17 protein-coding genes and 1 pseudogene are annotated in these 22356 nt (G+C 73.8%); 10 read left to right on the top strand and 8 right to left on the bottom strand.

Features of this window, described 5'->3' with window-relative positions; all coding sequences use genetic code 11:
- The first annotated feature begins 154 nt into the window (after nt 1–154).
- The 5 genes from ACPU2J_RS04835 to ACPU2J_RS04815 all read left to right on the top strand — a co-directional run bounded on the left by ACPU2J_RS04835 (nt 155) and on the right by ACPU2J_RS04815 (nt 5579).
- Complete coding sequence (locus ACPU2J_RS04835; RefSeq protein ID WP_420082502.1) at nt 155–1012, top strand: MHYT domain-containing protein; 858 nt, start codon at nt 155–157, stop codon at nt 1010–1012.
- Nucleotides 1013–1187: 175 nt separating this feature from the next.
- Nucleotides 1188–3980: a nitrate- and nitrite sensing domain-containing protein gene (locus ACPU2J_RS04830; RefSeq protein WP_423832821.1), complete on the top strand. Its 2793-nt coding sequence runs from the start codon at nt 1188–1190 to the stop codon at nt 3978–3980.
- Nucleotides 3980–4423 carry a roadblock/LC7 domain-containing protein gene (locus ACPU2J_RS04825; RefSeq protein WP_361599517.1) on the top strand — a complete coding sequence of 148 codons (444 nt, stop codon included), beginning with the start codon at nt 3980–3982 and terminating at the stop codon, nt 4421–4423. The genes ACPU2J_RS04830 and ACPU2J_RS04825 overlap by 1 nt, the downstream gene beginning before the upstream one ends.
- Nucleotides 4420–4821 carry a DUF742 domain-containing protein gene (locus tag ACPU2J_RS04820; RefSeq protein ID WP_361599529.1) on the top strand — a complete coding sequence of 134 codons (402 nt, stop codon included), beginning with the start codon at nt 4420–4422 and terminating at the stop codon, nt 4819–4821. Before ACPU2J_RS04825 ends, ACPU2J_RS04820 begins: the two co-directional genes overlap by 4 nt.
- A gap of 5 nt (nt 4822–4826) precedes the next feature.
- On the top strand, nt 4827–5579 hold the full coding sequence (locus ACPU2J_RS04815; protein WP_423834930.1) for a GTP-binding protein: 753 nt from the start codon (nt 4827–4829) through the stop codon (nt 5577–5579).
- Between the two features lie 53 nt (nt 5580–5632).
- Here the strand turns inward: ACPU2J_RS04815 and ACPU2J_RS04810 are convergent.
- A pseudogene (locus ACPU2J_RS04810) lies at nt 5633–6069 on the bottom strand (PPOX class F420-dependent oxidoreductase).
- 106 nt (nt 6070–6175) lie between these two features.
- Between ACPU2J_RS04810 and ACPU2J_RS04805 the strand changes: the two are divergent.
- Nucleotides 6176–6574 (top strand): roadblock/LC7 domain-containing protein, encoded by a 399-nt coding sequence (locus ACPU2J_RS04805; RefSeq protein ID WP_365073645.1) that lies wholly within the window; start codon nt 6176–6178, stop codon nt 6572–6574.
- A 105-nt stretch (nt 6575–6679) separates the two neighbouring features.
- A complete protein-coding gene (locus ACPU2J_RS04800) occupies nt 6680–7564 on the top strand; it encodes a DUF6397 family protein (RefSeq protein ID WP_423832820.1) in 885 nt (294 codons plus the stop codon).
- Here the strand turns inward: ACPU2J_RS04800 and ACPU2J_RS04795 are convergent.
- The 3 genes from ACPU2J_RS04795 to ACPU2J_RS04785 form a co-directional block, all read right to left on the bottom strand.
- Nucleotides 7528–7929, bottom strand: a complete 402-nt coding sequence (locus ACPU2J_RS04795) for a YchJ family protein (protein ID WP_423832819.1) — start codon at nt 7927–7929, stop codon at nt 7528–7530. The two genes, ACPU2J_RS04800 and ACPU2J_RS04795, sit on opposite strands and share 37 nt — an antisense overlap.
- Nucleotides 7930–7937: 8 nt before the next feature.
- Nucleotides 7938–8849 carry an acyl-CoA thioesterase gene (locus ACPU2J_RS04790; RefSeq protein ID WP_420081599.1) on the bottom strand — a complete coding sequence of 304 codons (912 nt, stop codon included), beginning with the start codon at nt 8847–8849 and terminating at the stop codon, nt 7938–7940.
- Nucleotides 8850–8910: 61 nt separating this feature from the next.
- A complete protein-coding gene (locus ACPU2J_RS04785; RefSeq protein WP_423832818.1) occupies nt 8911–11493 on the bottom strand; it encodes a DEAD/DEAH box helicase in 2583 nt (860 codons plus the stop codon).
- An 82-nt stretch (nt 11494–11575) separates the two neighbouring features.
- On the opposite strand from ACPU2J_RS04785, the gene ACPU2J_RS04780 reads away from it, so the two are divergent.
- Both ACPU2J_RS04780 and ACPU2J_RS04775 read left to right on the top strand, forming a co-directional pair.
- Entirely contained in the window at nt 11576–12367 is a 792-nt protein-coding gene (locus ACPU2J_RS04780; RefSeq protein ID WP_361599493.1) for a metal-dependent hydrolase, read from the top strand.
- A gap of 79 nt (nt 12368–12446) precedes the next feature.
- Nucleotides 12447–13040, top strand: a complete 594-nt coding sequence (locus tag ACPU2J_RS04775) for a TIGR03086 family metal-binding protein (protein ID WP_423832817.1) — start codon at nt 12447–12449, stop codon at nt 13038–13040.
- An 87-nt stretch (nt 13041–13127) separates the two neighbouring features.
- Here the strand turns inward: ACPU2J_RS04775 and ACPU2J_RS04770 are convergent, their stop codons facing one another.
- From ACPU2J_RS04770 to ACPU2J_RS04755, 4 genes are all read right to left on the bottom strand, one after another.
- Nucleotides 13128–14909: an ABC transporter ATP-binding protein gene (locus ACPU2J_RS04770; protein WP_399310953.1), complete on the bottom strand. Its 1782-nt coding sequence runs from the start codon at nt 14907–14909 to the stop codon at nt 13128–13130.
- Nucleotides 14906–16768 (bottom strand): ABC transporter transmembrane domain-containing protein, encoded by a 1863-nt coding sequence (locus ACPU2J_RS04765; protein ID WP_423832816.1) that lies wholly within the window; start codon nt 16766–16768, stop codon nt 14906–14908. The genes ACPU2J_RS04770 and ACPU2J_RS04765 overlap by 4 nt, the downstream gene beginning before the upstream one ends.
- Nucleotides 16769–16928: 160 nt before the next feature.
- The gene (locus ACPU2J_RS04760) at nt 16929–19865 is read right to left on the bottom strand and encodes an FAD-binding and (Fe-S)-binding domain-containing protein (RefSeq protein ID WP_423832815.1); all 2937 of its coding nucleotides are present in this window, start codon (nt 19863–19865) and stop codon (nt 16929–16931) included.
- A 40-nt stretch (nt 19866–19905) separates the two neighbouring features.
- Complete coding sequence (locus ACPU2J_RS04755) at nt 19906–20358, bottom strand: MarR family winged helix-turn-helix transcriptional regulator (RefSeq protein ID WP_361599478.1); 453 nt, start codon at nt 20356–20358, stop codon at nt 19906–19908.
- Nucleotides 20359–20480: 122 nt separating this feature from the next.
- Between ACPU2J_RS04755 and ACPU2J_RS04750 the strand changes: the two genes are divergently transcribed.
- A complete protein-coding gene (locus tag ACPU2J_RS04750; protein ID WP_423832814.1) occupies nt 20481–22343 on the top strand; it encodes an ABC transporter ATP-binding protein in 1863 nt (620 codons plus the stop codon).
- Nucleotides 22344–22356 lie beyond the last annotated feature (13 nt).

The following is a 22356-nucleotide window of genomic DNA, read 5'->3' as shown; positions in this document are numbered from 1 at the left end:
GTCGGCGTCCGTGCGCAGGGTGGTGCGCAAGGTGACGCCCGGGGTGATCGAAGGTGAACGTAGCTCTGTCATATTCCTGCTTTTCCAGCTGCTTTCGAAATGCGCCCCCTGTTCGCGCCCTCACCCGGACTAGCGTCCCGTGGCCATGGGACACCTGGGACATCTGGACCACGCCGCTTACGGCTGGCTGACCCCCGTGCTGTCATACGTGATGGCATCGATCGGCGCCGCCCTGGGGCTGCGCTGCACCGTCCGCGCGCTCGCCGCGACCGGAACCTCCCGCCGCAACTGGCTCCTCACCGCCGCGTCCGCGATCGGGACCGGCATCTGGACGATGCACTTCGTCGCGATGCTCGGCTTCGAGGTCACCGGCACCGAGATCCACTACGACGTGCCGCTCACCCTGCTCAGCCTCTTCGTCGCCGTGCTGGTCGTCGGCGCCGGCGTCTTCGCCGTCGGCCACGGCGGGGCGCGCGGCCGCTCGCTCGTCCTCGGCGGCCTCACCACCGGTCTCGGCGTCGCCAGCATGCACTACCTGGGCATGGCGGCCCTGCGCCTGCACGGGAGGATCTCCTACGACCCGCTCACCGTCGGGCTCTCCGTCGCCATCGCCGTGGTCGCGGCCACCGCCGCCCTGTGGGCCGCCGTCAACATCAGGTCGCCGCTGGCCGTCGCCGGCGCCTCCCTGGTGATGGGCGCGGCCGTCAGCAGCATGCACTACACCGGGATGGCGGCCGTCGCCGTCGTCGTCAGCCCGTCGGACGCGGCCCTGCCCGGCGCCACCGCCATGCAGTTCGTCTTCCCGCTCGCCGTGGGCCTGGGCTCCTACCTCTTCATCACGGCCGCGTTCGTCTCCCTCTCCCCGCCGGCCGGCGAGCGCACGGCCGCCGCCGCGCCGTCCGCTTCCCCGGCCGCTCCGCGGTCCGCCCCCGGGACCCGCGGCGGGGGCGTCCCCGCGGCCGCCGCCCCGGCCCGGAGCCCGGGGGAGCCGCCCACCGCGCCCGCGCACTGAGCCCCGCACACCTCCGGTGGGCGGGGGCCCCGGACGCCCCCGCTGCCCCGCACGCCCCCACCGTCCCTCACGTCTGCGCCCTGTCGGCCGGCCCCCACGCGAACGTCGGCCGGACCCACCCCACGACCGCCCCACAGGTACCGCCCCACCCGCACCGCCCCGGAACGAGGAGCCCATGCGAACACCCCGCAGAAGACCGGAACCGACGGCGCCGGGCCTGCGCGCGCCCTCGGGCGGCGGCAAGGGGACGGGCCGGCGGGCCCATGCCGGGCCGCCCGCCGAGGAGTCGGCGGACGGGGGCGCGCAGCGGGCCGGCCGGCAGTTCCGGACCGGCGGGACGGGCCGCCCCCGCCGCCCGGGCCCGGCCCCCGCATCCGACGCGGCCCCCGAGCCGGGCCTGTCGTACGGTTCGGGCCCGGCCGCAGCAGCGGCCACCGGGTCCGCCCCGGACCGCCCCCGCGGGCGTCGGCCGGGCCTGCGTCCCGCCACCGTCCGGGCGAAGATCGTCTCCCTGCTGATGGTCCCGGTCGTCTCGCTCCTCGCCCTCTGGGCCTTCGCCACCGTCAACACCGCCCAGGACATGGCCGGGCTCGGCCGGGTCCAGCGGGCCGACGCCGGCATCCGGGCGCCCGTCGCCGCCGCCGTCGCCGAGCTCCAGGCCGAACGGCGGGCCGCCGTACGCCTCCTGGCCGATCCCGCGGCCGACCCCGCCGGCCTGGACCGGCAGGCCCGCCGCACCGACGACGCGGTCCGCGCGCTGCGGCTGGGAGACAGCCACACGGTCGCGGACTCGGGCGACTACGACTCGGAGACCGCGGTCCGCCTCGGCGCGTTCGTCGTCGCCGCCGAGGGGCTCGCGTCGGCCCGCAAGGACGTCACGGGCCGCCGCGCCACCCCCGAGGCGGCCGTCGCGATCTACACCCGGGTGGTCGACTCCGCGTTCGCCGTCGGCGGCTCCCTCACCGGGGGAGAGGACGCCGTACTCGGCCCCGACGCGCGCGTCCTGCTCGAATTCGCCCGCGCCGCCGAACTCCTCTCCAGGGAGGACGCGTTGCTCGCCGTACCGGGGCCGCGCAGCGCCGAAACGCTTCGGCAGCTCACCGGTACCGTCGAGGCCCGCCGCGCGCTCACCGAGAGCGCGTCCAGGGACCTCCCGGAGGACCAGCGGGCCGCCTGGCAGGCCGTCGCCAAGAGCGCCGCCTACGCCGACCTCACCGGCGCCGAGGACCGGGCGCTGAGCGCCGGCGCCGCCAAGGACGTCCGCGGCGCCCCCACCGGCTGGGAGGCCGCCCACGACGACATCGGCGCCTCGATGCGGGAGATCGCGGCGGCGGCGCACACCGCGGCCGCGGAGCGCTCCGACCCGGTCGCCGAGGGGGCGTTCGGCCCGGACGGGGCCGCCGTGCTCTTCGGCCTGCTGGCCGTCTGCGCCTCGCTCGTCATCTCCGTCCGCATCGGCCGTGTCCTCGTCGTGGAGCTGGTGTCCCTGCGCGACTCCGCCCTGGAGATCGCCCACCGCAAACTCCCGCTGGCGATGGACCGGCTGCGCGCCGGAGAGGACATCGACATCGCGGCCGAAGCCCCGCACGGGCCACCGGCCGAGGACGAGATCACCCAGGTCGGCGAGGCACTCGGCACGGTCCACCGGGCCGCCCTCGACGCCGCCGTCGAACGCGCGGAACTGGCCGGCGGGGTCTCCGGGGTCTTCGTCAACCTCGCCCGCCGCAGCCAGGTCCTCGTGCACAAGCAACTCACCCTGCTCGACTCGATGGAGAGGCGCGCCGACGATCCGGGCGAGCTCGGCGACCTCTTCCGCCTCGACCACCTCACCACCCGCATGCGCCGGCACGCCGAGAGCCTGATCATCCTGTCGGGTGCCTCACCCGGACGCGCGTGGCGCATGCCGGTCCCCCTCACCAACGTCGTCCGGGCGGCCGTCTCCGAGATCGAGGACTACCCGCGCGTCGAGGTACGCGGGCTCGCCGAGGCGGCGGTGACCGGCGGCGCCGTGGCCGACCTCACCCACCTGCTCGCCGAACTCATCGAGAACGCCACCCAGTTCTCCCCTCCGCACACCAAGGTCCGGGTCAGCGGCGAACCGGTCGGGACCGGCTACGTCCTGGAGGTCGAGGACCGGGGACTGGGCATGGGCCGCAGCTCCATGGCCGAGGCCAACCGCCGCATCGAGCAGTCCGAGTCGCTCGACCTCTTCGACAGCGACCGGCTCGGGCTCTTCGTCGTCAGCCGCCTCTCGGCCCGCCACGGCGTGAAGGTGCACCTGCGCACCTCACCCTACGGAGGCACCACCGCGGTGGTGCTCCTGCCGCACTCCCTGCTCCAGGGAGCCCTCACCGCGGGTTCCCCCGAGGGCGCCGCACCGTCCGGCCCCGAGCCGGGGCCCGGAGCCGGCAGCGGGCGGACGCCGTCTGTGCCCCGGCCGGCTGGTGCCGCGCCCGCGCAGTCGCGGCAGCCGGCCGTCACCGTCGTACGGGGTGACGCCCGCGGCGCCCTGCCGCGCGACCCGCACTCCGTCCCCGTCCCCGCCCCCGGTACGGCAGGCGGTGCGGGAGCGGGCACCTCCGGCCCGGGCGCGGCGGCGCAGCCGCGGTCCGCGCCGGTGGCTCCGCTCCGGCCGCGCACCCCCGGCGGCGCGCTCGCCCGTACGCCGGCGGACGGGGCGTCCGCGGCCGCGGCGGACCGGGCTCCCGCGCCGCTTGCGTCCCCCGCGGCCGCCGACCGCTCCGGCGCCTCGGTGACGGAACTGCCGCGCCGCGTACGGCAGGCCAGCCTCGTCCCGCAGCTGCGGCAGGCCCCCGAGGCGAAGGCCCCCGACGGCGTCCGCCCGCCCGAGGACCCGCCCGGCCGCAGTCCGGAACAGGCCCGGGACCGGATGACCGCCTACCGCGCCGGGTGGGTCCGCGGCGCTCGGGAGAACTCCCCACACTCCGGCAGCGAAGGAGAACTGTGATGATCGAACACCAGCGGACCGACCACGACGGCGTCCGCGGGACCGGCGAACTGGACTGGCTGCTCGACGAGCTGGTGCACCGGGTCCGCGAGGTGCGGCACGCCGTGGTCCTCTCCAACGACGGACTCGCGGTCGGAGCCTCCGGCGGGCTCGGCCGGGAGGACGCCGAGCACCTGGCGGCGGTGGCCTCGGGCTTCCACAGCCTGGCCAAGGGCGCGGGACGGCATTTCCGCGCGGGGGGCGTGCGCCAGACGATGGTCGAGATGGACGAGGGCTTCCTCTTCGTCGCGGCCGCGGGAGACGGCTCCTGCCTGGCCGTGCTGAGCGGCGCCGACGCCGACATCGGCCTCATCGCCTACGAGATGGCCCGCCTGGTGAAGCGGGTCGGGGAGCACCTCTACACCCCGCCCCGGTTCGCGGCGTGGCCGCCGGCCGCGGGCTGAGCCCGGCGGTCCGGCCCGTGGACGGCCAGTGGTACGACGCCGAGGCGGGGCCGCTCGTCCGCCCGTACGCCATGACCGGCGGGCGTACGAAGCCGGGCCCGCACGGGGTCCGGTTCGACCTGATAGCCCTGGTCGCGGTCGATCCGGAGGGCGCGGACGAGGCGGCCGAGTCGCTCATGGGCCCCGAGCACCGCGCCCTGCTCCGGCTCTGCCGTTCCGAGACCCAGTCGGTGGCTGAGCTCGCCGCCGACGCGGACCTGCCGGTGGGGGTGGTGCGGGTGCTGCTCGGGGACCTGCTGGAGGGCGGGCACGTGAAGGTCAGCCGGCCGGTACCGCCGGCGCAACTGCCGGACGAGCGGATTCTGCGTGAAGTCATCGAGGGATTGAGAGCGTTGTGATGGGACTGCGTGACAACGGGCCGGAGGGCTCCGAACGGTCCGAGGCGGCCGGCGGGTCCGAGCGGGCCGACGGGTCCGACGGGTCCGAAGTGGCGGGAGGGGCAGGGGGTCCGGGAGCGCCGGGAGGTCCGGGAGGCTCGGGAGGTCCGGAGGGCGGGGAGGACAGCGAACTCGCGGCGCTCGCCCTGAAGATCCTCGTGGCCGGCGGCTTCGGCGTGGGCAAGACGACGATGGTCGGCGCCGTGAGCGAGATCCGTCCGCTGCGCACGGAGGAGGTGCTGAGCGAGGCGGGCGAGCTGGTCGACGACACGGACGGCGTGGACCAGAAGAGGACGACGACCGTGGCCATGGACTTCGGGCGGATCACCATCCGGTCCGGGCTGTCGCTCTACCTGTTCGGCACGCCCGGGCAGGACCGGTTCTGGTTCCTGTGGGACGAGCTGTCGCAGGGCGCGCTCGGCGCGGTGGTGCTCGCGGACACCCGGCGGCTGGAGGACTGCTTCCCGGCGGTCGACTACTTCGAGCACCGGCGCATCCCGTTCGTGGTGGCCGTCAACTGCTTCACGGACGCGCGGCGTTACGGGGCGCACGACGTCTCCCGCGCGCTGGACCTGGAGCAGGGCACGCCGGTGGTGCTGTGCGACGCGAGGGACCGCGACTCGGGCAAGGAGGTGCTGATCAGGCTGGTCGAGTACGCCGGGCGGGTGCACACCGCCCGGCTGCTCGACTCCGTGGCCCCCCAGGCCGGTCCGGTGTGAGGCGGCGCGGCGCGGGCGGGTCCGGCGCGGCTCTGCGGGTGCCGGACGGGAGGTCAGTCGGAGACGCCCGCGGTGGCGTTCACCCTGTCGATCGGGACCCGGACCAGCAGTTCGCCGGGGACGGCGTTGCGGCGGCCGAAGGCCTCCGCCCGTTCCTCGCCCATGTAGCGGGCGGCGATCCGGGTCGCCAGGTCAGCATCGCCGCGGCGTCGTCGGCGTACTCGCTGATCTCGGCCCGGCCCTGGAGCACGACGTAGGAGAACGGTGGCCGGTCGTCGTCCACGCAGAGCGCGACCCGACCGTCCCTGGCCAGATTTCGCCCCTTGACGGTGTCCTGGCCGGTGTTGAAGACGAAGGAATCGCCGTCGAGCACGAACCAGACGGGGGCGACGTGCGGACTTCCGTCCTCGCGGACGGTGCAGAGCTTTCCGGTACGGGTGGAATGGGAGACGAATGCCCGCCATTCCTCTTGAGTCATCTTCTTCGCCATGGGGACATCCTCCTTGCCCGAAAGGCGCTGGTGGGGAAGGCTTGCGGCACGAGTACGCGGGGTGGCGGCGCGGTCACGCGACCGTGTCGACGGGGAGGGGCCTGGAATGGCGCTGGACAAGCAACTGGACTGGCTGCTGGACGATCTGAGCCGGAGGGTCCAGCAGGTGCGGCACGCCGTGGTGCTGTCCAACGACGGCCTGGTGACAGGGGCCAGCGCGGGTCTGGCGCGGGAGGACGCGGAGCACCTCGCGGCCGTCGCGGCCGGCCTGCAGAGCCTGGCGAAGGGGTCGGGGCGGCATTTCCGGGCCGGTGAAGTGCGTCAGACGATGGTCGAGTACGACGACGGGGTGCTCTTCGTGATGGCGGCGGGCGCCGGCAGCTGTCTGTGCGTGCTGAGCGCGGCCGAGGCGGACATCGGGCAGGTCGCGTACGAGATGACACTGCTGGTCAACCGGGTGGGGGAGCACCTCGGGGTCGCGGAGCGGCGGATCACCGGCGGCTGAGCCCTCCGGGTGTCCTGGAGTTGTCCACAGGCCTCGCGCACTGCCGTCGCTCACGGTTACGGTCTTCACTGAGAGTGACCGTGACGTGTGGGGGAGGCCGAGATGATGTGCCAAGCGAGTGTGCTGCCGACGGGCGGGGGCGTGACCGTGCGCCCGGCGGGGACGGAGGGCCGCGGGGCGTCGGCGGCCCGGGTGGGACCGGACGCCGGACCGGCTCCGGAGGAGCCGGTGAACAGCGCCCGCGCCGCGGGGGAGCTGGGCCTGAGCCGGACGGAGTTCGCCCGGGCGGTGCAGCTCGGGATCGTCCGGGCCGGCCCGCCGGCCGCCGGCGGGGCCGTGCGCTTCGCGCGGGCTGAGCTGGAGCGGGTCAGATCGTCCGGCGGTCGGCCGGAGACCCTCCGCGAGCGGGTGGAGACGGTGGCCGGAGCCCCGGGAGCCGCGACGGTGCTCGGCATCGGGCCCAGCAGGTTCGCCCGGCTCGCACGCTGCGGACACCTCGTGCCGGTCGGCTACCGGATCAACCGCTACCGGGCCGTGGTGTGGCTCTACCTGGCCGCGGAGCTACGGGAGTTCGCCGCGGCGGAGCCGGAGCTGCTGCGCGGCCGGGCGCCCGAGGCGGACCGGGAGCTGCTCGCGGCCCGGGACGACCTGCGGCCGCGCAGGTGGCGCGGACGGCACGTGGGCCTGCTGCTCGGACGCACCGCCGACCCCTGGGAGCGCGCCGCCGTCCTGGCCGGGGTGCTTCCCGAAGCCGAGCTGCGGGAGGCGGTGCCCGATCCCGCCGAGCGGATCCTGCTGGCGGCCCTGGCGCCGCCCCCGCCGTACGGGCACCCGCAGGTCCCGGCGGCAGCGGCGGTGGCGGAGGGGCTCCTCAGAGCCGGGCCGCCGGAGGAGGTCCGGCACTACCGCGCCGGCCTGGACCTCGCCCTGACCGGTGCGCGGGCGGCACGGGCTCAGCCGAAGCCGACGGGGGACAGCGGCCCGACGTAGACCCAGGCCCCGGCCTCCCGGGCGAAGCTGCTGTGCTCGTGCATCGACCCCGTGTGCCTGCCCTCGCGGTAGTGCGCGCGGAACTCCACCGCCCCCTCCGTGTCGAACATCCCGCCGCGTTCGGTGGAGAGGATCTCCAGCCGCTCCCAGCGCTGCCCGGGGTCCAGGTCGAGGCGGGCGGGCCGGGTCGAGGAGTGCCAGGAGCGCAGCAGGTAGGCGGTGTCGCCGACGGCGAAGGCGCTGAAGCGGGAGCGCATCAGCAGCTCCGCGGAGGGCGCCTGCCGGGTGCCGGAGTGGAAGCGGCCGCAGCACTCCGGGTAGGCGGCGGGCAGCCCGCAGGGGCACGGCAGGGTGGGGGTGGGCATGGGTCTGCTCAGTTCTTCGGGGCGGGCCGGGACTCGTCGGCGGTGCGGGGCTTGGCGGGATAGGGGCGGAAGAGGCCCTCCTGGACCACGGAGACCAGCAGCCTGCCGTCCAGGTCGTAGATCCGGCCCCGGGCCAGGCCGCGGCCGCCGTGGGCGATCGGCGACTCCTGGTCGTACAGGAACCACTCGTCCGCGCGGAACGGCCGGTGGAACCACATGGCGTGGTCGAGCGAGGCCATGTCGAAACCGCGCACGCCCCACAGGGGCTCCACCGGGATGCGCACGGCGTCGAGGAGGGTCATGTCACTGGCGTAGGTGAGGGCGCAGGTGTGCACGAGCGGGTCGTCGCCCAGCGGGCCGACCGCACGCATCCACACCGCGCTGCGCGGATCGGCGTCCTTGAGGTCCTCGGGGGTCCAGCGGAGCCGGTTCACGTAACGGATGTCGAAGGGCTGGCGGCGGGCCATCCGCTCCAGTGCCTCCGGCAGCGCCCCCAGGTGCTCGCGGATCTCGTCCGCGACCTTGGGGAGCGTGTCGGGATGGGGGAAGTGACGAGGAGGCAGCTGGTGCTCGATGCCACCCTCCTCCGGATGATGGAAGGAGGCGGTCAGATTGAAGATCGTCTTGCCCTGCTGGACCGCGGTGACCCGGCGCGTGGTGAAGGACCGCCCGTCGCGCACCCGTTCCACCTGGTACACGATCGGCACCCCGGGGATCCCGGGGCGCAGGAAGTACGCGTGCAGCGAGTGGACCGGACGGTCGCTGTCGACCGTCCGTCCCGCGGCCACCAGCGCCTGGCCGGCGACCTGGCCGCCGAACACGCGCTGGAGGGACTCCTGCGGGCTGGCCCCGCGGAAGATGTTGACCTCGATCTGCTCCAGGTCGAGCAGATCGACCAGTCTCTCGGCGGGGTTCGTCATCAGAGGATCTCCACTGTCGGGGCCGGGCGGTCGGGACGGTCCGGTACGGGGCCGGTTCGGTTCAGAGGGCGCCGAGTTCACCGACGGAGGTGACCCGGATGACGGCCCGGCCCTCCTCGTCGGACGCCGCGAGGTCTACCTCGGCGCTGATGCCCCAGCCATGGTCGCCGTTGGGGTCGGCGAAGGTCTGCCGGACGCGCCACAGACCGTGCGCCGGGTCCTCCTCGATCTGCAGCAGCCTGGGGCCGCGCGCGTCGGGTCCGGTGCCCAGGTCGTCGTACTCGTCCCAGTAGCCGTCCATCGCCTCGCCCCAGGCGTCGGCGTCCCAGCCCGACTCGGAGTCCAGCTCGCCCAGGACGTTCACGTGGTCGAGGGCGGCCAGCTCCACCCGGCGGAACATGGCGTTGCGGACCAGGACCCGGAAGGCGCGGGCGTTGGCCGTGACGGGCTTGACCTGGTCGGCCTTCTCCTGGGCCTGCTCCGCCGTCTCCACCTCCGGGTTGGCCAGCTGCTCCCACTCGTCCAGCAGGCTGGAGTCCACCTGGCGGACCAGTTCGCCGAGCCAGGCGATCAGGTCCTGGAGGTCCTCGGACTTCAGGTCGTCGGGGATGGTGTGGTCCAGCGCCTTGAAGGCACTGGCCAGGTAGCGCAGCACGATGCCCTCGGTGCGGGCCAGCTCGTAGAAGGAGGTGAACTCGGTGAAGGTCATCGCGCGCTCGTACATGTCGCGGATGATCGACTTCGGGGAGACGGGGTGGTCGCGCACCCACGGGTGGCTCTTGGAGTAGATGTCGTAGGCGTGGAGGAGCAGCTCCTCCAGCGGCTTGGGATAGGTGACGTCCTGGAGCCGTTCCATCCGCTCCTCGTACTCCAGCCCGTCGGCCTTCATCTGGCCGACCGCGATGCCGCGTTCCTTGTTCTGCTGGGCGGCCAGGATCTGTCGCGGGTCGTCCAGGGTGGACTCCACCACGGACACCATGTCCAGCGCGTAGGAGGGGGACTCGGGGTCCAGCAGGTCGAAGGCGGCCAGCGCGAAGGTGGAGAGCGGCTGGTTGAGCGCGAAGTCCTGCTGGAGGTCGACGGTGAGCCGGATGGTGCGGCCCTCCGCGTCCGGGGTGTCCAGCTTCTCCACCACACCGCCGTCCAGGAGGGAGCGGTAGATCGCGATGGCCCGGCGGATGTGCCGCAGCTGGGCCTTGCGGGGCTCGTGGTTGTCCTCCAGCAGGTGGCGCATCGCCTGGAAGGCGTCGCCCGGCCGGGCGATGACCGACAGGAGCATGATGTTGGTGACCTTGAACCGCGAGGTCAGCGGCTCCGGGTCGGCGGCGATCAGCTTCTCGAAGGTCGTGTCCGACCAGGCGACGAAGCCCTCCGGGGCCTTCTTGCGGACCACCTTGCGGCGCTTCTTCGGGTCGTCGCCCGCCTTCGCGAGCGCCTTCTCGTTCTCGATGACGTGCTCGGGTGCCTGGGCGACCACGAAGCCGGCCGTGTCGAAGCCCGCCCGCCCGGCACGCCCCGCGATCTGGTGGAACTCCCGGGCGCGCAGCGTGCGGACCCGGTTGCCGTCGTACTTGGTGAGCGCGGTGAAGAGGACCGTGCGGATGGGCACGTTCACGCCGACACCGAGGGTGTCGGTGCCGCAGATCACCTTCAGCAGACCGGCCTGGGCCAGCTTCTCCACCAGACGCCGGTACTTGGGCAGCATGCCGGCGTGGTGCACGCCGATGCCGTGCCGGACGTAGCGGGAGAGGTTCTGGCCGAACTTGGTGGTGAAGCGGAAGCTGCCGATCAGCTCCTGGATCTTGTCCTTCTCCTCGCGGGTGCACATGTTGATGCTCATCAGCGACTGCGCCCGCTCGACCGCCTGGGCCTGCGTGAAGTGCACGATGTAGACGGGCGCCTGCCGGGTCTCCAGCAGCTCCGTGATCGTGTCCGTGATCGGCGTCGTGACGTACTCGTACGACAGCGGCACGGGACGGGTCGCCGAGCGGACCACCGAGGTCGGCCGGCCCGTCCGCCGGGTCAGGTCGTCCTCGAAGCGCTTCACGTCGCCGAGGGTCGCCGACATCAGGACGAACTGCGCCTGCGGCAGCTCCAGCAGCGGGATCTGCCAGGCCCAGCCTCGGTCGGGCTCGGCGTAGAAGTGGAACTCGTCCATCACGACCTGGCCGATGTCGGCGTACTTGCCGTCGCGCAGGGCGATGGAGGCCAGCACCTCGGCGGTGCAGCAGATCACCGGGGCGTCGGCGTTCACGGAGGCGTCGCCGGTCAGCATGCCGACGTTCTCGGTGCCGAAGATCTTGCACAGGTCGAAGAACTTCTCCGACACCAGCGCCTTGATCGGGGCGGTGTAGAAGGTGACCTTGTCCTGCGCCAGGGCCGTGAAGTGCGCCCCGGCCGCGACCAGGCTCTTGCCCGAGCCGGTGGGGGTGGAGAGGATCACGTTCGCCCCGGAGACGACCTCGATCAGCGCCTCCTCCTGTGCCGGGTACAGGGTGATGCCCTGCTCCTCGGCCCACGAGGAGAAAGCCTCGAAGAGGGCGTCGGGGTCGGCGGTCGGCGGGAGCTGATCAATGAGGGTCACGCCCCCATCTTGCCTGGCTTCCCCCCGGATCAGGGAACCGGAGGACCGAATGAAGATCACCGCCGGTACGCTGTGGCGTCGATGCGGCCCGAACGAACCGGTCAACCGGGCCCGACACACACCAGCGGGGCGGGGAACGACCATGATGGGTCCGGCGCACTCACTGTCCGGGGCGGCAGCGTGGCTGGGGGTGGGCGCGGCCACGGCCGCCGCCGGCCATCCCATGCCCTGGCCGGTCCTCATCGTCGGCGCACTGATCTGCGCCGGTGCCGCGCTCGCGCCCGACCTGGACCACAAGTCGGCGACGATCTCCCGCGCCTTCGGGCCCCTCTCCAAGGGGCTGTGCGAGGTCGTCGACAAGATCTCCTACGCCGTCTACAAGGCCACCCGCTCGACCAAGGACGCCCGCCGCACCGGCGGCCACCGCACCCTCACCCACACCTGGCTCTGGGCGGTCCTCATCGGGGCCGGCTCCTCCGCGCTGGCCGTCACGGCGGACCGCTGGGGCGTCCTCGCGCTGCTGTTCGTCCACCTGGTCCTCGCGGTCGAGGGCCTCCTGTGGCGGGCGGCCCGGATGTCCAGCGACGTCCTGGTCTGGCTGCTCGGCGCGACCAGCGCCTGGATCCTGGCGGGCGTGCTCGACCAGCCCGGCAACGGGGCGAACTGGCTGTTCACCGGCCCCGGCCAGGAGTACCTCTGGCTGGGTCTGCCCATCGTGCTCGGCGCGCTGGTCCACGACATCGGAGACGCCCTCACCGTCTCGGGCTGTCCGGTGCTGTGGCCCCTGCCGATCGCCGGGAAGCGCTGGTACCCGATCGGGCCTCCGAAGGCGATGCGCTTCCGCGCCGGCAGCTGGGTGGAGCTGAAGGTGCTGATGCCGGTGTTCGTCCTCCTGGGCGGCTTCGGCGGAGCTTCGGCCCTCGGATTCATCTGAGCCGCGCGCGACGGCTTCCGTGCCTCAACTTCCTCTGAAACCGGCCCCTTTGGCCGGTGGGCGTCGGTAGGGTCGGGGGATGATCACATCCAAGTGGGACCTCCTCGACCAGGCACACGCCGCGCTGCGCTCCGCCGTCGCCGGGATGCCGCCCGGCGGTGGCGGGCGGCCGACGCCCTGCGACCGGTGGAACGTGACGCAGGTGGTGCAGCACGCCGCCGGGGACCAGCTGGCCTACGCCTCCCGCCTCACCGGCGGACCGGGCCCGGCCGATGATCCCTTCGCCCCGACCGGCGTCCTCGCGGAGGACCCCGCGGCGTTCCTGGAGGCGGCCCTCGAAGCCTCCGCGGCGGCCTTCGCCGGGATCGCTCCCGGGACGGGCGAGGTGCCCGTCCCGCTGCCCCCCTTCACCGTCACGGCCGAGACGGCCGTCGGCGCCGCGGCCCTCGACGCGGCCGTCCACGCCTGGGACATCGCCGTGGCCACGGGCCGCCCCTCCCCGCTGACCGAAGCCCTCGCGGCGGCGCGGCGGCCCACCGCCGACCTGCTGGTCGAGCCCCTGCGCGGGTTCGCCTTCGGCCCCGCCCTCACGCCGGACCCGGCCGCGGACCCGGCCCGGTCCCTCCTGGCCCACCTGGGCCGCGACGCCGCCTGGACCCCACCGGCCGCCTGAGCCGGCGCCGATCCCGGCGCCGTTCCCGTCCTGGGCCGGTGTCCGACACCGGCTCCGGCAGTCGGCCCCGTCCCGGACGACCGGCGGTCAGCCGTGCCAGGAGCGCCACAGGGCCGCGTAGGCGCCGTCCGCCGCGACCAGTTCGTCGTGCGAGCCCAGTTCGCTGATCCGGCCCTCCTCCACGACGGCGATCACGTCGGCGTCGTGCGCCGTGTGGAGCCGGTGCGCGATGGCGATCACCGTCCGGCCGTCCAGCACACGGGCCAGCGACCGCTCCAGGTTCCGGGCCGCCCTGGGGTCCAGCAGCGAGGTGGCCTCGTCAAGGACGAGCGTGTGCGGATCCGCCAGCACCAGCCGGGCCAGCGCGACCTGCTGCGCCTGCGCCGGGGTCAGGGTGGTGCCGCCGGAGCCGACCTCGGTGTCCAGGCCGGCCTCCAGGGCCCGGGCCCAGCCGTCCGCGTCCACCGCGCCCAGGGCCGCCCACAGCTCGGCGTCCCCGGCCGCCGCCCGGGCGAGCCGCAGGTTGTCGCGCAGCGAGCCCACGAACACGTGGTGCTCCTGGTTGACCAGCGCCACGTGCTCGCGCACCCGCTCCGCCGGCATCCGTGACAGCCGCGCCCCGCCCAGCGTGACCTCGCCGACGCGCGGCTCGTAGATGCCCGCGAGCAGCCGGCCCAGGGTGGACTTGCCCGCGCCCGAGGGCCCGACGAGCGCCATCCGGGTGCCCGGCGGCACGGACATCGAGACCTGGTGCAGGACGTCCACGCCCTCCCGGTAGCCGAACCGGACCTCCCGGGCCCGGACGTCGCGACCCTCGGGCGCCACCTTCTCGTCACCCGCGTCCGGCTCGATCTCCCGCACCCCGACCAGGCGGCCCAGGGAGACCTGGGCGATCTGCAGCTCGTCGTACCAGCGCAGGATCAGACCGATCGGATCGACCAGCATCTGGGCCAGCAGCGCACCCGTGGTCAGCTGCCCCACGGTCATCCAGCCCTGCAGCACGCAGTAGCCGCCGATCATCAGCACCGCGCCGAGGATCGTCACGAACGTGACGTTCAGGACGGGGAAGAGGATCGTCCGCAGGAACAGCGTGTACCGCTCCCACGCCGTCCACTCCTTGATGCGCCGTTCCGACAGCGCGATCCGGTCCGGGCCCAGCCGGTGCGCCTCGACCGTGCGGCCCGCGTCCACCGTCTCCGTGAGCACGGAGGCGACCGCCGCGTACCCCGCCGCCTCCGACCGGTAGCCGGCGGGCGCCCGCCGGAAGTACCAGCGGCAGCCGGTCACCAGCACCGGAAGCGCCACCAGCACGGCCAGCGCCAGCGGCGGCGCGGTCACGGTGAGCGCGCCGAAGAGCAGCCCCGCCCACACCACGCCGATCGCCAGCTGCGGCACGGCCTCCCGCATCGCGTTGGCCAGCCGGTCGATGTCGGTGGTGACCCGCGACAGCAGGTCCCCGGTACCGGCACGCTCCAGCACACCCGGCGGCAGCTTCACCGACCGCACCAGGAAGTCCTCGCGCAGATCGGCGAGCATCTCCTCGCCCAGCATCGCCCCGCGCAGCCGGACCAGCCGCACGAAGAACGTCTGGACGGCGAGTGCCACGGCGAACAGCAGCGCCATGCGGCCCAGGTGGAGTTCGCGCGCCCCGGCCGCCAGCTCGTCGACGACCCGGCCCAGCAGGTACGGGCCGACCATGGACGCGATCACCGCGACCGCGTTGACGGCCACCAGCACCACGAAGGCCCGCCGATGGCGCCGGAACAGGCCGCGCACATAGCCCCGTACGGTCGCCGCCGTGCCCACGGGCAGGGTCGCGGCCGTCTCGGGGGCCGCCGGGTCGTACTCCGGCGGCGCCACGCCGATCATGCGGATTCCTCGATCTCTGTGAGTGCTTCTTCCAGCTCCGTCAGTCCGAGCCCGGAGAGGCGCTGTTCCTCGTCCGTCTCGCGGGTGACGACCGCCCGGTACCGGGGCTCCCGCTGCAGCAGTTCGTGGTGCGTCCCCACCGCGGCCACCGTGCCGCCGTCGACGAGCACGACCCGGTCCGCCCGGTCCAGGAGCAGCGGCGAGGAGGCCAGGACGACGGTGGTACGGCCCTCGCGCAGCCGGGCCACCCCGTCCGCGATCCGCGCCTCGGTGTGCGAGTCGACCGCGGAGGTCGGCTCGTCCAGCACCAGCACCTCCGGGTCGGTGACCAGGGACCGGGCCAGTGCCAGACGCTGGCGCTGACCGCCCGAGAGCGACCTGCCGCGCTCGGTGATCCGGGCGTCCATGGAGTCCTCGACGCCTTCCGGAGCCGACTGCAGCACCGCGTCGAGCACGTCGGCGCACTGCGCGGCGTCGAGTGCGGCCTCCGGGTCGACCGCGCCGGAGGCCGGCACGTCGAACAGTTCGCTCAGGGTCCCGGACAGCAGCACCGGGTCCTTGTCCTGGACGAGGACCAGCCGGCGCGCGGCGTCCAGCGCGAGCTCGTCCAGCGCGACCCCGCCGAGCAGTACGGACGGCGCCGCCTCCGCCCCGGCTTCCTTGTCCTCGTCCTTGTCCTCGTCCTCGTCGGGGGCGTGCCCCCCGAGGCGTTCCGCGAGCCGGCCCGCCAGGTCCGGGTCCCCGCACACGACGGCGGTGAACCGTCCCGCGGGGGCCAGCAGCCCGGTCAGCGGGTCGTACAGGTCGCCGCCCGGGGCGGGCGGTTCCACGGCGTCGGCAGCGTCGGGCCTGCGGGTCCCGCCGGTCCGGGTGAGGGACAGCACCCGGGCGGCGCGCTTCGCGGAGGGACGCGAGAAGGAGTACGCCATGGCGATCTCCTCGAAGTGACGGAGGGGGTAGAGCAGGGTCGCCACCGCGCTGAAGGCGGCGACGAGTTCGCCCACCGCGATCTGCCCGTCCAGGGCCAGCGTGGCGCCGTACCAGACCACGGTGATCATCAGGGCGCCCGGCAGCAGCACCTGGAGGGCGGAGATCAGGGCCCACATCCGGGCACTGTGCACGGAGGCCTTGCGGACCTCCTGCGAGGCCTCGCGGTAGCGGCCGAGGAACAGCTCCTCCCCGCCGATGCCACGCAGGACCCGCAGTCCGGCGACCGTGTCGGAGGCCAGCTCGGTGGCCTTGCCGGCCTTCTCGCGCTGCACGTCGGCGCGCTTGGTGGCGCGCGGCAGCAGCGGGAGCGAGGCGAGGGCGACCACGGGCACGCCGACCGCGACGACCACGCCCAGCTCGGGGGCGTAGAACAGCAGGCCCACGCAGACGAGGACGACGGAGAACACCGCGGCGAGGAAGCGGGAGACCGCCTCCACGAACCAGCCGATCTTCTCCACGTCCCCGGTGGACACGGCGACCACCTCGCCGGCGGCGACCCTGCGGGTCAGGGCCGAGCCCAGCTCGGCCGTCTTCCGCGCGAGCAGCTGCTGCACGCGTGCCGCGGCGGTGATCCAGTTGGTGACGGCCGTCCGGTGGAGCATGGTGTCGCCGAGGGCGATGGCGATGCCGACCAGGACGAGCAGGGCGCCCACGAGCAGCAGCCGGTTCCCGTCGCGGTCGACGACCGCGTCGACGCCCAGCCCCACCGCGTAGGGAAGCCCCGCGACACCGCCGAAGTGGAGCATGCCCCAGCACAGGCTCTTGAGCTGCCCGCCGAGTTGCCCGCGCCCCAGCCACAGGAGGAACCGCGGCCCGGAACGGGCGTCCGGCACTCCCGGATCCGGATACGGAAGATCGCTGATCTGCATGACGCCTCAAGACGGTTCGAGTGGTGCGAGCCGTGCAAGGTTCGCGCCTGGGGCGACACCGGGCAATCGATTTTCCGGGCGCCGACGGCCGTCGCGCTGCGCTTTGCCCGCCTGGTCACGGGGCCCGTGGCCTGGTCACGGGGCCCGCGCACACCGGCGCTCACGGACGGGTGGCGCGCTCCAGTTCGAGGAGGGCCGAGCGGTAGGAGCGCCCGGTGGCCCGGTCCATGCCGACCTCGCACATCCGGTTCGCCGACAGGTGCGCGTCGTAGGGCCGCGCCGTCACCTCCGCCGCCTCGTGGGCGGTCGCCGAGGCCGTCAGTTCCGGGTGCAGCAGGCCCCGGTCGCCGGCGAAGGCGCAGCAGCCCGCGTCGTCGGGGACGACCACCTCCTCCGCGCAGGCCTCGGCCACCTCCCGTAGCTGCGCCTCGTCACCCAGGTGGCGCATCGAGCAGGTGGGGTGGAGCACGGCCGAGGCGACCGTGCGCCGGACCTCCAGGTGCGGCAGGAGCTCCTCGGCGGCCCAGACGATGGAGTCGACGACGCGGAGCTCCTCGTGGAGGGAGCGGTTCTCCGGCGTCAGGTACGGGACCACCTCGTGCGCGATGCCCAGCGTGCACGAGGAGGCGTCGACGACCAGGGGCAGCCTCCCCCCGGCCGTCCAGCCCCAGGCCGCCTCGACGATCCTGTTGGCCATCACCCGGTTGCCCGCGTCGTACCCCTTCGAGTGCCAGATCGTCGCGCAGCAGGTGCCGTGGACGTCGCGGGGGATCCAGACGGGCTTCCCGGCCCGCCGGGACAAGGCCACGACGGCCTCGGGGAGGGACGGGCCGGACGGGTCCGACGGGCCGCCGAACACACGGTTGACGCAGGCCGGGTAGTACACGGCCGCGGCGCCGACGCGCCGCGTCGCGGGCCGGCGGCGCGGAGCGGCCGGGGGGAGCTGCGGCAGCCACCGCGGCACGAGGTCGGGTCGTACGATCCTGCGCGCGGCCCCGGTGCCCGCTTCCAGCAGCCGGTCGCCGCCCAGGCCGGACACCCGGTGGGCGACGGCCACGGCCAGCCGGGCGGCGGTCTCGACGGTGCCGAAGCGTTCCGCGGCGAGCCGGGCGGCCGCCTCCTCGCGCGGGCCGTGCCGCCGGTGACGGAGGTCCTTCATCAGCGCGCCGGTGTCGATGCCGACCGGGCAGGCGAGGCTGCAGGTGGAGTCGCCGGCGCAGGTGTCCACCGCGTCGTACCCGTAGGAGGCCAGCAGCCCGTCGAGCACGGGGGAGCCCGGCTGCTGGCGCGTCATCTCCCGGCGCAGCACGATCCGCTGGCGCGGAGTGGTCGTCAGGTCCTCGCTCGGGCAGGTCGGCTCGCAGAACCCGCACTCGATGCAGGGGTCGGCCACGGCTTCCACCTGCGGAATCGTCTTCAGCCCGCGCAGGTGGGCCTGCGGGTCGCGGTCCAGGACGATCCGCGGGGCGAGCACCCCGCCGGGGTCGACGAGCTGCTTGGTGCGCCACATCAGCGCGGTGGCCCCGGGGCCCCACTCCAGCTCCAGGAAGGGGGCCATGTTGCGGCCGGTGGAGTGCTCGGCCTTCAGGGAGCCGTCGAAGCGTTCGACGGTGAGCCGGCAGAAGGCCTCCATGAAGGCCCCGTACCGGGCGACGTCCCCGGGGTCGGCGGCGTCGAAGGCGAGCAGGAAGTGGAGGTTCCCGTGGGCCGCGTGTCCGGCGACGGCCGCGTCGAACCCGTGCTCCGCCTGGAGGGCGAGGAGCGCCTCGCAGGTCTCGGCCAGCCGTGCGGGCGGCACCGCGAAGTCCTCGGTGATCAGCGTGGTGCCGCGGGCGCGGGCTCCGCCCACGGCGGTCACGAACGCCTTGCGGGCCTTCCAGTAGCCGTTGACGGTGCGCGGGTCGCCGGTGAACGCGTTGGTGACGGAGGGGACGGGCGCGACCAGGCCGAGCCCGGCCAGGGCCTCGGCCGCGCGGCGCTCGCAGGCGGCCAGGCCCGCGCGGTCGGGGGCCCGGAACTCGACGAGCAGGGCGGTGGTCGGCCCGGGCAGGTCCGCCCAGTCGGCGGGGACCCCGTCGACGCTCACCGAGGCGCGCAGGGTGTTGCCGTCCATCAGCTCGACGGCGCGGGCGCCGGCCGCGTTGAAGCGGGGGACGGCGGCGGCCGCCGCCGTCAGGGAGGGGAAGAACAGCAGGGCGGAGCAGACCTCGCGGTCCAGGGGGAGGGTGTCGAAGACGACCTCGGAGATGAAGCCGAGGGTGCCCTCCGAGCCGACCATCAGGCCCCGCAGGATCTCGACCGGGGTGGAGCCGTCGAGGTAGGCGTCCAGCCGGTAGCCGGTGGTGTTCTTGATCTCGTACTTGGCGCGGATCCGGGCGGTGAGGGCGGGGTCGGCCTCGATCTCCCGCTTGATCTCCATCAGGCCGCGGCACAGGGCGGGCTCGGCGCGCGCCAGTTCCTCGTCGGCCAGCGGGTCTGCGGTGTCCACGACGGTGCCGCCGGGGAGGACGAAGGTCAGCGAGGAGAGGGTGCGGTAGCTGTTCCTGGTGGTGCCGGCCGTCATCCCCGACGCGTTGTTGGCGACGACCCCGCCGAGCGTGCAGGCGAGGGCGCTCGCCGGGTCCGGGCCGAGCACCCGGCCGTGCCGGGCGAGGGCCGCGTTGGCCCGCAGCACGGTGGTGCCGGGCCGGATCCGGGCCCGCCGTCCCCCGTCCAGGACCTCGATGCCGGTCCAGTGGCGCCGTACGTCCACCAGGATGTCCTCACCCTGGGCCTGCCCGTTGAGGGAGGTCCCGGCCGCTCGGAAGACGACCTCGCGTCCGCGGCCGCGCGCGTACGAGAGGACGGCGGAGACGTCGTCAAGGTCCTCGGCGATCACCACGACCTGCGGCACGAACCGGTACGGGGAGGCGTCCGAGGCGTAGCGGACCAGGTCGGACACCTTCCACAGCACCTTCTCGGCGCCCAGCAGGCCGGTCAGTTCGCCGCGCAGGGGCTCCGGGGTGCCGCCGGCGCGGTGTCCGGGGAGCCGGTCGGGTGCGGGGCCGCCGACGCCGCGCGGGCGCAGCGACGAGGGCCTCGGTTCCAGCAGCGGCATGTGCGACCCCTCGCCTCGGCACGACCCTCGGGTGGCCCAATCAGCAGGTGCGCTCCGCCGGGGCGTCCGACAGGGCGTTCAGCAGCCCGCCGAGCACCTCGCGCTGGTCGGCGGTCAACGGAGCCAGGATCTCCTCCGCGGCGTCCGTTCGCGCGTTGCGCAGGCGACGCAGCGTGGCGCGCCCGGTGTCGGTCAGCTCGATGCGGATGACACGCCGGTTGGCGGGGTCGGGCACGCGCCGTACGCACTCGGCCGCCTCCAGCCCGTCCACGAGGGTGGTGACCGCGCGCGGGACGACCTCCAGGCGGGCCGCGAGGTCCGCCATCCGGGGAGGCTGCTCGTCCTCGTAGTGCGAGACGAGCCGCAGCAGCCGACTCTGGGCGGGAGTGATCCCGAGCGGCTCCATGTGGCGCTTCTGGATCCGGTGGAGCCTGCGCGTCAGGCGCAGGAGCTGTTCGGCGAGGAGGCGATCGGTGTCGGCGGCGGCGCTCATGCGGGAACGATATCAGGACCCCGTTCATTGTGAGTATAGGTAACAATGACCTATGCTCAGTGGAACGGCCGCGCAGCGACCCCGGCCGTCGACCCCATGACTCCTGACCCGGGAGGGTGCCCATGCCGCACGACGAACCGAAGTGGACCCCGTCGCCAGATCCCCTCGACCCCACCCGTCCCGCCCCGGCCGACCAGCCGCGGGAGCTGCGCCGCATCGTGGCGCTGTTCCGGCCCTACCGCGGCCGGCTCGCCGTCGTGGGCCTGCTCGTCGGGGCCTCCTCGCTGGTCGGCGTCGCATCGCCGTTCCTGCTGAAGGAGATCCTCGACGTCGCCATCCCGCAGGGCCGCACGGGGCTGCTCAGCCTCCTCGCGCTCGGGATGATCCTCACGGCGGTCCTCACCAGCGTCTTCGGCGTGCTCCAGACGCTGATCTCCACCACGGTCGGCCAGCGGGTCATGCACGACCTGCGCACCGCCGTGTACGCGCAGCTCCAGCGGATGCCGCTGGCCTTCTTCACCCGGACGCGCACCGGCGAGGTCCAGTCCCGGATAGCCAACGACATCGGCGGCATGCAGGCCACCGTGACCTCCACGGCGACCTCGCTCGTCTCGAACCTGACCGCCGTGGTCGCCACCGTGGTCGCCATGCTCGCGCTCGACTGGCGGCTCACCCTCGTCTCGCTGCTCCTGCTGCCCGTCTTCGTGTGGATCAGCCGCCGGGTCGGCAACGAGCGCAAGAAGATCACCATGAAGCGGCAGAAGCAGATGGCCGCCATGGCGGCCACGGTGACGGAGTCGCTCTCGGTGAGCGGCATCCTGCTCGGCCGCACCATGGGCCGTTCGGAGTCCCTCACGGCCGCCTTCTCCGCGGAGTCCGAGAAGCTCGTCGGGCTGGAGGTGCGCTCCAGCATGGCCGGGCGCTGGCGGATGTCCACCATCGGGATCGTCATGGCGGCCATGCCCGCGCTCATCTACTGGGCCGCCGGCATAGCGCTCCAGACGGGCGCGCCCTCACTGTCCGTCGGCACGCTGGTCGCCTTCGTCACCCTCCAGCAGGGGCTCTTCCGGCCCGCCGTGAGCCTGCTGTCGACCGGCGTGCAGATACAGACCTCGCTCGCGCTGTTCACCCGCATCTTCGAGTACCTCGACCTGCCGGTGGACATCACCGAGCGCGCGGAGCCGGTGCGGCTGGAGCGCGCCAAGGGCGAGGTCACCCTGGAGGACGTGCACTTCGCCTACGACGCGCAGAACGGCCCCACCCTCACGGGCATCGACATCACCGTCCCGGCCGGGGGTTCGCTCGCCGTCGTCGGGCCGACCGGCTCCGGCAAGAGCACGCTCAGCTACCTGGTGCCCCGCCTGTACGACGTCACGGGCGGCCGGGTCGCGCTCGACGGGGTGGACGTGCGCGACCTCGACTTCGACTCGCTGGCCCGCTCCATCGGCGTGGTCTCCCAGGAGACCTACCTCTTCCACGCCTCGGTCGCCGACAACCTGCGCTTCGCCAAGCCGGACGCGACCGAGGAGGAGATCGTCGAGGCGGCCCGCGCGGCGCAGATCCACGATCACATCGCGTCCCTGCCCGAGGGCTACGACACCCTGGTCGGCGAGCGCGGCTACCGCTTCTCCGGGGGTGAGAAGCAGCGCCTGGCCATCGCCCGCACCATCCTGCGCGACCCGCCGGTGCTCATCCTCGACGAGGCGACGAGCGCCCTCGACACCCGTACGGAGCACGCGGTGCAGCGGGCGATAGACCACCTCTCCGCCGGCCGGACCACCATCACCATCGCCCACCGGCTGTCCACCGTCCGCGACGCCGACCAGATCGTGGTCCTGGACGCGGGGCGCATCGCCGAGCGCGGCACCCACGAAGAGCTGCTGAAGGCCGACGGACGGTATGCGGCGCTGGTCCGCCGGGACCGGGACGCGGCGCTCACCCCCGAGCCGCCCGAGGAGCGCACCCTCGCCCCGGTGAATGTATGACCATCAGACCGGA

Source organism: Streptomyces manipurensis, from assembly GCF_049570255.1.
GTDB lineage: Bacteria > Actinomycetota > Actinomycetes > Streptomycetales > Streptomycetaceae > Streptomyces > Streptomyces manipurensis.
Note: the sequence above shows the minus strand (reverse complement) of the source record. Positions and strands in the feature narration are given on the sequence as shown.